Source organism: Amycolatopsis sp. NPDC088138, assembly GCF_044741685.1.
Lineage (GTDB): Bacteria > Actinomycetota > Actinomycetes > Mycobacteriales > Pseudonocardiaceae > Amycolatopsis.
This window is the reverse complement of the sequence record NZ_JBIUTB010000003.1, coordinates 860,060-870,466: the sequence shown is the minus strand read 5'-3', so window position 1 is coordinate 870,466 and position 10,407 is coordinate 860,060. Positions and strand designations below refer to the sequence as shown.

Genomic DNA, 10,407 nt, shown 5'->3' with positions numbered 1-10,407 from the left:
GTCACCGGTGGTGCCACTGCCGCTGGTCGTTCGGCCCGTGGTGCCGCGGATGCCGCCGCAGCCGGCTTCACCGGTGGTGCCACTGCCGCTGGTCGTTCGGCCCGTGGTGCCGCGGATGCCGCCGCAGCCGGCTTCACCGGTGGTGCCACTGCCGCTGGTCGTTCGGCCCGTGGTGCCGCGGATGCCGCCGCAGCCGGCCTCGCCAGTGGTGCCACTGCCGCTGGTCGTTCGGCCCGTGGTGCCGCGGATGCCGCCGCAGCCGGCCTCGCCAGTGGTGCCACTGCCGCTGGTCGTTCTGCCCGTGGTGCCGCGGATGCCGCCGCAGCCGGCCTCGCCAGTGGTGCCACTGCCGCCGGTCGTTCCGCCGATGGGGCCGCGCGCGGCTCCATCGGCGGCGCCACAGCTGGAGTCACCAGTGGTGCCCCGATTACCGCTGCAGTTGGCGCCGGTGGTGCCGCGACTACCACTGCTGCCGGTCTTTCGGCCCATGGCAGCACGGCACCTACGGCGGGTGGCCCTGCCGACGGTGCCGCCGCAGGCGACCTCGCAGGTGGACCCGCAACTGCTGCCGGTCCTTCCGCGACTGCCACCGCCGCCGGGACAGTTGCTGCCGCCAGTAGTGGCGCGACTGCCACCGCCGCCGGTTGTTCAGCTGGTGACGTCGAATCGCCTGTCACGGGAGACCTTGCCAGTGGCGCCCTGGCATCTGCCTCTGGTGACCTTGCCGGCGGTGGCACGACAGCCGCTGCAGGATCTGCCGGGACAGCTGCCGATGGTCAACCGCCGCGGCGGCCTTCGCCGGTTCCGCGTACCGCGCGGGCCGGCTGACCGCCTGTCCACTGTGGACATGTTCAATACCGTCCACGTTACCGCCGCCGAACCGCCGCGGAACCCCTCGCCGCGAATCTGTGGATAACTCGCCCTTCTTGTCACCACTTGTGGATAACTCGCGCCGATCGCCGGTTCTTGTCGGTGGTGTCGTGCATGATCGGACGTACCCAAGAAACAGCGCCGCCGGCGGGGCACATCAGCCAGGCTGTAGTGCTTCCAGCGCTTCGCGCAGCTTGCCGGACACCGGAACCGGCCGGCGGGACTCGCGGTCCACGAACACGTGCACGAAGTGGCCCTCCGCGACCAGCGACTCGTCGGCGGCGTACATCCCTATCTCGTAGCGCACGCTCGACTTCCCCAGGTGCGCCACCCGCAGGCCCACCCGCAACGCTCCAGGAAAGGAAACCGATGAGTGATACCCGCAGTGCGACTCCACGCACAGCCCGATCACCGCCCCGGCCTCTACGTCGAGGCCGCCCTGCTCGATCAGCCACGTGTTGATCACCGTGTCCATCAGCGAGTAGTGCACCACGTTGTTGACGTGCCCGTAGACGTCGTTGTCCTTCCAGCGCAACGGAACCGTCTGCCAGTGCGGGTAGCCGTTCACCACAGGGACACCGACTCGCGCAGTACGCCGGCGAGGTCCTCTTCGGAGGCCTCGCGAGGTGCGGTGGCCAGCAACCGCTGTTGCTTCAGGGTTCCCTCGACGAGCGAGTCCACATCGGACTCCGTGTAGCCGACGGCACCGATGCCGTCCGGGATGCCGATCCGCCGCATCAGGTCGATCAGCACCGCGGGCAGGTGATCGGCGAAGTCGCCGGGCCACTCGAAGTCGGGCGCCAGCAGGCGGGCGACCCGCAGGTGGCGGTCCGGCGCCGCGTCGAAGGTGAAGCGGAACGCGGCGGGCGCTGTCAAGGACACCGCCATCCCGTGCGGCACCATGGGTTCCTCACCCGGGTAGCCGTCCGGGTGGAAATCCCTGACCTGCCCGGCGATCGGGTACGCGTTCGCGTGCGGGATGTGCACGCCGGCGTTGCCGAACCCGAGGCCCGCGAACGTCGCGGCCAGTGCCATGGCTTCGCGCGCCTTGAGGTCCGAGCCGTCGGCGACCGCGGCGGGCAGGGCCCACGACAGCAGCCGCAGCGACTGCTCGGCGAACATGTCGGCCAGCGGGTTCGCGCCGCAGTACGGCACGCGCTGCTCCGGGCGCTTACGGTCGAACTCGGTGTACGGCTTGGCGGTGTAGCTCTCCGCGGCGTGGCACAGGATGTCCATGCCACTCGCGGCCGTGACGCCGGCGGGCTGACTGACGGTGAGCCGCGGGTCGACGACGGCGAGGGTGGGGCGCAGCCGCAGGTGGCTGATCCCGCTCTTGACGCGCAGGGACAGCACGTCCAGCACGCAGACGGTGGTGCTCTCCGAACCGGTGCCGGTGGTCGTGGGCACGGCGACGAGCGGCTTCAGCGGGCGGTCCGGTGCACGGCCGCCGCCGACCGGGGCGTTGACGTAGTCCATGAGGTCGCCGTCGTTGCTGGTCAGCAGGTTCGCGGCCTTCGCGGTGTCGATCGAGGAGCCGCCGCCGACGGCCACGAAGGCGTCGTACGGACCGGTTCCACGGGCGAAGTCAACCGCCTTCTGCATGCTGACATCGGTCGGTTCGACGTGTACGCCGTCGAAGATCTCGGTCTCGATGCCGTAACCCCTGATGCCGTCGGCGATGCGGCTCGGCCACCCGGTCGCGGCGACCTGCGGGTCCGTCACGACGAGCACCCGGTGCGCACCGAACTGCGTCAGGTCGTAGCCGATTTCGTCGCTGGCACCGGTGCCGTACTTCAACGCCGGTGCGCCGTAAGTAAAAACGGTTTCATGTTCGGTGGCGGCCAAGACTTCGGTCCTCGCTCCCTTGATCGGATCCAGTCGGGCAAAGCGGACATTCAGTCCATCCTTACCGGGTTTCGGCCAAGATCACTTGACTGCACTGAACGGTGCCCGCATAAGCTCTCCTCATTAGATACCAACTGGGAGCGACCGTCGCCCAGACGGCCGTACGGATCCTGACCGAGGCGCGCGTCCGCCGTGTGTACGCGGTGGTCGGTGAGTCCTTCCTGGAACTGCTCGACGCGCTTCAGCGCGAGCGCGAGATCACGCTGGTCTCGGCCCGGCACGACGCGGGCGCGGCGTTCATGGCCGAGGCGGAGGGCAAGCTCACCGAGCGCCCCGCCGTCCTGCTCGCCAGCCGCGGGCCGAGTGCGGCGAGCCTGGCGATCGGCGTCCAGACCGCGTACCAGGACGAGACGCCGATGGTGGTCCTCCTGGAGACGCCGGCCGCCGAGCCGACGACGTGGGCCGCCGGTGACCTGCCGACGTCGGACCTGACGGCGATGTTCGAGTCGATCGCCAAGTCGACGTTGCGGGTGACGGACCCGGACAGCCTGCCGAGCCTGCTGGCGCACGCGCTGACGACGTCGCAGGAAGGGCGTCCGGGGCCGGTCGTGCTCGGTGTGCCCTGCGACATCTGGGGCATGCCCTACGACGCGGCGAAGCCGATGGCGCGGGTGCGGCCGCCGGCGTCCGGGACGCTGGGCCGTTCGGCGGACGCCGTGGCGCAGCTGGTGGACGAGGCCAAGTACCCGGTGGTCGTCGTCGGCGGGCGGGCCCGGGCGGCCCGTGACGAGCTGATCCTGGTCGCCGACGAGCTCGCGCTGCCCGTCTACAACGCCTTCCGGCGCCAAGACGCCTTCCCGGAGAACCACGCGCGCTACGCCGGTCACCTCGGGCTCGGCATCCCGGCCCGGCAGCTCGACGCCCTGGAACGTGCTGACCTCGTGCTCGCGCTCGGCACCCAGCTCGACGAGGTGACGACGCAGAACTACCGCTACCCGACGGCCCAGCAGACGCTGGTCATGGTGGGGCTGGGCATCGAGGTCAGCCCGCGGCGGCGGGGGCTGACGTTCCGGGTGGACTCCGAGGTCGAGCCGTTCCTGCGGGAGCTGCGGGCGGTGGCCTCGCCCCGGACGCGGCGGGCGTCGGCGGCGAACGCCGCGGTGCACACCTTCATGACCCCGCCCGACACCAGCGGGAACACGCGTGTCCACCCAGTGGACGTCGTCCGGGCGTTGCGCAAGCTGGCGCCCGAGGACACCATCGTCACCAGCGACGCCGGCAACTTCGCCCAGTTCATGCACCGCTACTGGTGTTTCACGGCGCCGCGCAGCCAGCTCGGCCCGAGCAACGCCGCCATGGGCTACGCCGTGCCGGCCGCGGTCGCGGCGAAACTGGCCGAACCGCGGCGGACCGTGGTAGCCATGGTGGGGGACGCCGGGACCCTGATGACCGGCCAGGAGATCGAGACGGCCGTCCGGTACCGGGCGCCGGTGATGGTGGTGGTGTTCCAGAACGGCCTGCACGGCGCCCTCGCCATGCACCAGGCCCGCACGCACGGCAGGCTCTCCGGGGTGTCCATCCCGTTGACCGACTTCGCCTCGTGGGCGCGTGGACTGGGGGCCGCGGGGTACACGGTGGACGATCGTGAGGAACTCGAGCCGATCATCGCCAGCGCGCTGGTGCGGCAGCGTCCGTGCGTCATCGACGTGCGCACGGACCCCGATGTGGTGACGCCGGACGTGCGGTTGTCGGCCCTGCTGGGCCAGGCGCGCCCGCAACCTCCCGCCCAGTAACGGTTTTGCTCTGTTTCGATCCGGGAAACGCCGGGAATGTTCAGTGGTAGCACGGCCTTGAGTCAGGTAATCTGGCCGTGTTCCGGTGGTGGTTCGCCGCTGAACCTTCCCGGCCGGGTCCCGGCGGGAAAGAACCGGGTTTCTGTCGGTGCCGCATGGCACCATCGCGGTCATGACCCGCATCGCAGCGGGCAGGGAACGAGGGGAGTTTCGACGTGGCCGATCACCAGCACGCTTCAGAAGCAGCTCGGAAGTCCGGCGTCGTACCGGTGCTGTTCAGCGCCAGCGCGGAGGCGCACGACGACGCCGTCGTCGTCGCCGAGCACGAGACTGCCTGGCGTTCGCCGTTCTCGGCCGAGGGGCTGCGCCCGGCGAGTGGCGAATAGCTCACCTCTCCCGGGTGAAGACGGCTTGTCGGCGCAGGTCAACTGTGCTTTACTTCAGATGGTCTCGATTTTTGTGTTCGTGTTGAGTCACGCTCGCAGAATCCCGCGGGCGTAGTGTCTCCTCGCCGAGGAAGCAAACCGTCCCCGTGCTGACCCGGGGCGCCGAAGTGGCTTCCTGTTTTTTTGGTGTTACACATGGAGATTTTTGATGACTCAGGGCACTGTGAAGTGGTTCAACTCCGAGAAGGGGTTCGGCTTCATCACCCCCGACAACGGTGGCGGCGACGTCTTCGTTCACTACAGCGAGATCCAGGGTAACGGCTTCAAGAGCCTGGAAGAGAACGCTCGCGTCGAGTTCGAGATCGGCCAGGGCCAGAAGGGTCCGCAGGCCACGTCGGTCACCGTGATCTGACTTTGATCTTGGAAAAGGGCCGTCACCCGTTCGGGGTGGCGGCCCTTTTCGTATGCTCCACACCATGATCGAGCACGGGTACACCGTCTCCGGGATGAGCTGCGGGCACTGCGCGCAGTCGGTCACCGAGGAAATCACCGCCCTGCCCGGAGTGACCGAAGTGGACGTCGACGTCCCGGCCGGCCGGGTCGTGGTGCGCGCCGACTTCGCGTTGGCGGAAGACGCCGTTCGCGGCGCGGTGGAAGAGGCGGGTTTCACCTACGTCGGCACGGCCAGCCTGGTGCCGTAAGCGCCCGCTCCCGGTTGGACTGTCCACACTGCTCAGTCCCGGGGTGACGATGCGTCGCTGAGCCGATCGGTTGACGTCGGTCATTGCGCCGAACGGCGGTGCGGCAGCCACGCCCGGGCCTCGGCACCTCCTTTGTGATCTTCGCCGCGCCCCGCTACACCCAGCACCGCACTTGCAACGGCCTGCAACCCTTCCCTGCACCACGCCTGGAGGAGTCTCCTGGTACCCGAAGCGGAACCGGGAGGTCAGGTTGGGCGAAACGGTGGCGGGAATCGTCGCGAATCCGGCGTCGGGGCGGGACATCCGCCGGCTGGTCGCGCAGGCTTCCGTGTTCCCCACCGCGGAGAAGGCGAACATGGTCCAGCGGTTGCTGGCCGCCTTCGCCGTGACCGGGGTCGATCGCGCCCTCGTGTCCACCGATCTCGGTGGCATCTCCGCCGCCGTGCTGCGGGCGCTGGGGCGTGGAGGCACCTGGCCGACCGTCGACTTCCTCGGCGAAGACCCGCTCAGCGGCACCGCGAAGGACACCACCAACGCCGTACGCCGGATGGTCGAAGCCGGCGCCGGCGTCATCGTCGTGCTCGGGGGTGACGGGACCGCGCGGGTCGCCGCGGCGGCCTGCGACGACGTCCCCCTGCTCGCTCTTTCCACCGGGACCAACAACGCGTTTCCGCAGATGCGGGAGGCGACCGTCGCCGGGCTGGCCGCCGGGCTGATCACCACCGGCCAGATCGATCCCGACCTCGTCACGCACCGGGTCAGCATGCTCGAAGTCGTCACCAAGGCGCGCCGCGAGATCGCGCTCGTGGACGTCTGCGTGTCCCTGAGCAGGCACATCGGCGCGCGGGCGCTGTGGGATCCGGCGTCGCTCACCGAGCTGTACTGCACCTTCGCCGAACCCGACGGCATCGGCCTCTCCAGCATCGCCGGCCAGCTCTGCCCGAGCCCGCGGTCGAGCCCGGACGGCGTCGCGTTGCAGCTCGGGCCGGTCGGCGAGACGCCGTACGTCGTGCAGGCGCCGATCGCGCCCGGCCTGGTGCGCCCGGTCGGGGTGCGGGCCTGGGGTGTGCTCCAGCCGGGCGTGCGGGTCGAGCTCGCCGCCGCGGGCGGCGTGATCGCGCTCGACGGCGAGCGCGAACTCGAACTGAAGCTCGGCGAGAGCGCGTTCGTCGAGCTCAAGCCGGACGGCCCGTGGTGCGTGGACGTCCGGGCGGCCATGGCGGAGGCGGCGCGGAAGGGCTTGTTGCGTACGGAAACCGATCTAGGGAAGGAGCGTCGTCGATGACGGACACCCTGCGGGAGGCGTATCGCACGATGCGGACCATCCGGGCCTTCGAAGAGCGGGTGCACGAAGAGTTCGCGACCGGCGAGATCCCCGGGTTCGTGCACCTCTACGCGGGTGAGGAGGCCTCGGCCGCCGGTGTCTGCGCCCACCTCGACCACCGCGACACGATCGCCGGCACCCACCGCGGGCACGGCCACTGCATCGCCAAGGGCGTCGACGTCAAGGGCATGATGGCCGAGATCTACGGCCGCCGGACCGGCTCCTGCCACGGCAAGGGCGGCTCGATGCACATCGCCGACCTCTCGAAGGGCATGCTCGGCGCCAACGGCATCGTCGGCGGCGGCCCGCCGCTGATCTGCGGCACGGCCCTGGCCGCGAAGCAGCAGGACACCGGCGGTGTCGGTGTGGCGTTCTTCGGTGACGGTGCCAGCAACCAGGGGACGACGCTCGAGGCGCTGAACCTCGCGTCGCTCTGGAACCTGCCGGCGATCTTCGTCGCGGAGAACAACGGGTACGCCGAGGCGACGTCGAGCGACTGGTCCGTCGCGTCGGACAACATCGCCGACCGGGCCGCCGGCTTCGGCATGCCCGGCGTGATCGTGGACGGGTTCGACTTCTTCGCCGTGCACGAAGCCGCCGGTGAGGCGATCGGCCGGGCCCGCGAAGGCGGCGGCCCGACGCTCATCGAGGTCAAGTTCACCCGCCGCCGGAACCTCGACTGCCTCGAGCGGTTCCGTGCCCGGGTCACCGAGAGCGAAGAGCTGTCCGAAGAGGTCCTCGACGACCTCGACGCCGAAATCGCGAAGCTCATCGAAGACGCCGTCACCGCGGCGAAAGCCGCGCCGAAACCCACCTGGGAAGACCTGGAAACCGACGTCTACATCTCGTACTGAGGGAGCGCGCCATGGCCCGCACGATCAGCTACCGCGAGGCGATCACCGAGGCGCTCACGCAGGAGATGGTCCGGGACGAGTCCGTGATCGTGATGGGCGAGGACAACGCGGGCGGCGTGAACGACGACGACACCCGGGGCGGCATCCTGGGGGCCACCCGGGGTCTTGTCGACCGGTTCCCCGGCCGGGTGCTGACCACGCCGATCTCCGAGTCGGCGTTCGTCGGCGCGGCGATCGGGGCCGCGACGCGGGGCCAGCGGCCGGTCGCCGAGCTGATGTTCATCGACTTCATGGGCGTCGGCTTCGACCAGATCTTCAACCAGGCGGCGAAGTTCCGGTACATGTTCGGCGGCAACGTGCGCACGCCGGTGGTGATCCGCACGATGTACGGCGCCGGGCTGCGCGCCGCGGCGCAGCATTCGCAGTGCCTGTACCCGATCTTCACGCACATCCCCGGGCTGAAGGTCGTCGTGCCGTCGAGCCCGTACGAGGCGAAAGGCCTGCTCATCCAGTCGATCCGGGACGACGACCCGGTGGTCTTCTGCGAGCACAAGGCGCTCTACGACACCAGCGGCGAGGTGCCGGAGGACAGCTACACGATCCCGTTCGGCCAGGCGAACGTCGTCCGCGACGGGGACGACGTCACGATCGTCGCGATCGGCCGGATGGTCGCGATGGCCCAGCAGGCCGCGAGTGAGCTGGCCGCGACCGGCATCGAGGCCGAGATCATCGATCCGCGCACCACCAGCCCGCTCGACACGCACACGATCCTGGAGAGCGTCGCGAACACCGGGCGCCTGGTCGTCGTCGACGAGGCCTCGCCGCGCTGCAACCTGGCGACGGACATCTCCGCGCTCGTCGCGAAGGAGGCGTTCGGCTCGCTGCGGGCGCCGATCGAGATGGTGACGCCGCCGCACACCCCCGTGCCGTTCTCCGACGCGCTCGAAGACCTCTACATCCCCGACGCGCAGAAGGTTCTCAACGCCGCGAAGGCGGTCGTGGACTACAAAAGATGATCCGGTCGTCGACCGCTTCCGGACAACTTGGCGAGATTGTCCCCACCTACCGATCACCGGGCCGAAACGGCAGACTGGGGGCGTCGAGCGCGAGGAGCGGCGGTTGGGTCAGCGGGACCTCGAGGCAGCGTTGCCGGCCGGGGCCGACCCCCGGCAGCACGCGCGCGTCCTCACGCGGGTGCACGAAGCGGCGGTGGCCGGCCGGGAGCTGCCCACCAGGCCACGGCCGGTGATCAGCGCGTCCTGGGAACGGATGCGCCGGCTCGGCGTCGACCCGGACGGCGTGCCCACCGCGCCCGTCCTGACCTTCGAACAGCTTGAAGGACGCCGCCGCGCGAGCGGGCTGGCCGAGGCGCTGCCGACGTTGCGCGGCGGCCTGACCAGCCTCGCCGAGCAGGCCTCGCACATCATGGTGATCGTCGACGCGGGCGGGCACGTGCTCTGGCGCGACGGGAGTGCCGCGGTCAGCCGCCGGGCCGATCGGGTCGGGTTCGTCGAAGGCGCCGACTGGCAGGAGGAAGCCGTCGGCACCAACGCGATCGGCACGACGCTGGTCACGAGGCGCGCGATGCAGGTCTACTCCGCCGAGCACTACGTCCGGGCCCAGCACTTCTGGACGTGCGCCGCCGCGCCGATGCACGACCCGCGCGACGGCAGGCTGCTCGGGGTCGTTGACCTTTCCGGCCCGGCTTCGACGGTCCACGCGTCGACGTTGGCGCTGGTCGACGCCGTGACGCGGCTGGCGGAGACGCAGTTGCGCACCACCCACCTCACCGAGCTGGAACGCCTTCGCGGCTTCGCCGTCCCGGTGCTCGCGAAAGTCGGCGGGCCGGCCGTCGTGGCCGACGAGCACGGCTGGGTCGCCGCGGCCTCCGGGCTCGCGCCGGTCGACCGGATCGCCCTGCCGTCGGGCCTCGCGCCGGGCCGGGCGTGGCTGCCGGCGTACGGCAGCGTCGCGGTGGAACCGGTGCCGGGCGGCTGGCTGATCCGGCTGACCGAAGACGAGGTCGCCCCGCTCACCCAGGTCGTCCTGGACGTCCGGTCGCCCCGGGAGCCCGACCTGACGGTGACGAGCGGCGCCGGGACCTGGACCCACCGCCTGAGCCCGCGTCACGCCGAGATGCTGTACGTGCTGGCCAGCCACCGCGACGGCCGCTCGGCGTCCGAGCTGTCGCTCGACCTGTTCGGCGACGCCGGCCGCACGGTCACCGTCCGCGCCGAGATGTCCCGGCTGCGGCGGCACTTCGGCGGCATCCTCGGCGCGAAGCCGTACCGCTTCGCCGACGACGTCGAGGTGCTGGTCCAGCGGCCGGAGAACGCCGAAGCCGTGCTGCCGCACTCGCTCGCCCCGGCCATCCGCGGCTGAAGTCCACCCCTGGCTCCACCCGCCGACGGTCCCGGTCCACCCCGCTTCGTTCGTAGCGTCGTCGCCATGAACAAGTCGGATCTCATCCGCCTGGCCATCGCCAAGGCGACGGAACACAACCGTGGGGGAAAGATGACCGGGAAGACCGTGCTCGGGCTCGCTGTCGTCGGCGTGGTGGTGCTGGTGGCGTTCATCGCCTACCGGCTGATCCTCGTCGAGCTGATCACCAGCCTGACCCACAAGTAAAGGGGG

General features: G+C 70.2%; 12 protein-coding genes and 1 pseudogene. 10 read left to right on the top strand and 3 right to left on the bottom strand.

Annotated features, from left to right (window positions below; all coding sequences use genetic code 11):
• Positions 1-489 (bottom strand): annotated as a pseudogene (locus ACIOD2_RS19270) (hypothetical protein); the annotation flags it as partial.
• Between the two features lie 22 nt (positions 490-511).
• Here ACIOD2_RS19270 and ACIOD2_RS19265 point away from each other — a divergent pair.
• On the top strand, positions 512-916 hold the full coding sequence (locus tag ACIOD2_RS19265) for a hypothetical protein (RefSeq protein ID WP_400539596.1): 405 nt from the start codon (positions 512-514) through the stop codon (positions 914-916).
• 111 nt (positions 917-1,027) lie between these two features.
• Here ACIOD2_RS19265 and ACIOD2_RS19260 read toward each other — a convergent pair whose 3' ends face one another.
• On the bottom strand, positions 1,028-1,441 hold the full coding sequence (locus ACIOD2_RS19260; protein ID WP_392758052.1) for an acyl-CoA thioesterase: 414 nt from the start codon (positions 1,439-1,441) through the stop codon (positions 1,028-1,030).
• The gene (locus tag ACIOD2_RS19255; protein WP_400539593.1) at positions 1,435-2,715 is read right to left on the bottom strand and encodes a hydroxyacid-oxoacid transhydrogenase; all 1,281 of its coding nucleotides are present in this window, start codon (positions 2,713-2,715) and stop codon (positions 1,435-1,437) included. Before ACIOD2_RS19255 ends, ACIOD2_RS19260 begins: the two co-directional genes overlap by 7 nt.
• A 134-nt stretch (positions 2,716-2,849) precedes the next feature.
• Here ACIOD2_RS19255 and ACIOD2_RS19250 point away from each other — a divergent pair, with 134 nt between their 5' ends.
• The 9 genes from ACIOD2_RS19250 to ACIOD2_RS19210 all read left to right on the top strand — a co-directional run bounded on the left by ACIOD2_RS19250 (position 2,850) and on the right by ACIOD2_RS19210 (position 10,401).
• The gene (locus tag ACIOD2_RS19250; RefSeq protein WP_400540409.1) at positions 2,850-4,508 is read left to right on the top strand and encodes a thiamine pyrophosphate-dependent enzyme; all 1,659 of its coding nucleotides are present in this window, start codon (positions 2,850-2,852) and stop codon (positions 4,506-4,508) included.
• Positions 4,509-4,723: 215 nt separating this feature from the next.
• Positions 4,724-4,894 (top strand): hypothetical protein, encoded by a 171-nt coding sequence (locus ACIOD2_RS19245; RefSeq protein WP_323329147.1) that lies wholly within the window; start codon positions 4,724-4,726, stop codon positions 4,892-4,894.
• 208 nt (positions 4,895-5,102) lie between these two features.
• Positions 5,103-5,306 carry a cold-shock protein gene (locus ACIOD2_RS19240; RefSeq protein ID WP_013222289.1) on the top strand — a complete coding sequence of 68 codons (204 nt, stop codon included), beginning with the start codon at positions 5,103-5,105 and terminating at the stop codon, positions 5,304-5,306.
• Positions 5,307-5,370: 64 nt separating this feature from the next.
• Complete coding sequence (locus tag ACIOD2_RS19235) at positions 5,371-5,595, top strand: heavy-metal-associated domain-containing protein (protein WP_400539590.1); 225 nt, start codon at positions 5,371-5,373, stop codon at positions 5,593-5,595.
• A 250-nt stretch (positions 5,596-5,845) separates the two neighbouring features.
• Entirely contained in the window at positions 5,846-6,880 is a 1,035-nt protein-coding gene (locus ACIOD2_RS19230; protein WP_400539587.1) for an ATP-NAD kinase family protein, read from the top strand.
• Entirely contained in the window at positions 6,877-7,773 is an 897-nt protein-coding gene (locus ACIOD2_RS19225; protein ID WP_400539584.1) for a thiamine pyrophosphate-dependent dehydrogenase E1 component subunit alpha, read from the top strand. The genes ACIOD2_RS19230 and ACIOD2_RS19225 overlap by 4 nt, the downstream gene beginning before the upstream one ends.
• Positions 7,774-7,784: 11 nt before the next feature.
• Positions 7,785-8,789, top strand: coding sequence for an alpha-ketoacid dehydrogenase subunit beta (locus ACIOD2_RS19220; RefSeq protein ID WP_400539581.1), 1,005 nt, complete (start codon positions 7,785-7,787; stop codon positions 8,787-8,789).
• A 103-nt stretch (positions 8,790-8,892) separates the two neighbouring features.
• Positions 8,893-10,155 (top strand): GAF domain-containing protein, encoded by a 1,263-nt coding sequence (locus ACIOD2_RS19215; RefSeq protein ID WP_400539578.1) that lies wholly within the window; start codon positions 8,893-8,895, stop codon positions 10,153-10,155.
• A gap of 66 nt (positions 10,156-10,221) precedes the next feature.
• On the top strand, positions 10,222-10,401 hold the full coding sequence (locus ACIOD2_RS19210) for a hypothetical protein (protein WP_323329160.1): 180 nt from the start codon (positions 10,222-10,224) through the stop codon (positions 10,399-10,401).
• Positions 10,402-10,407: the final 6 nt, after the last annotated feature.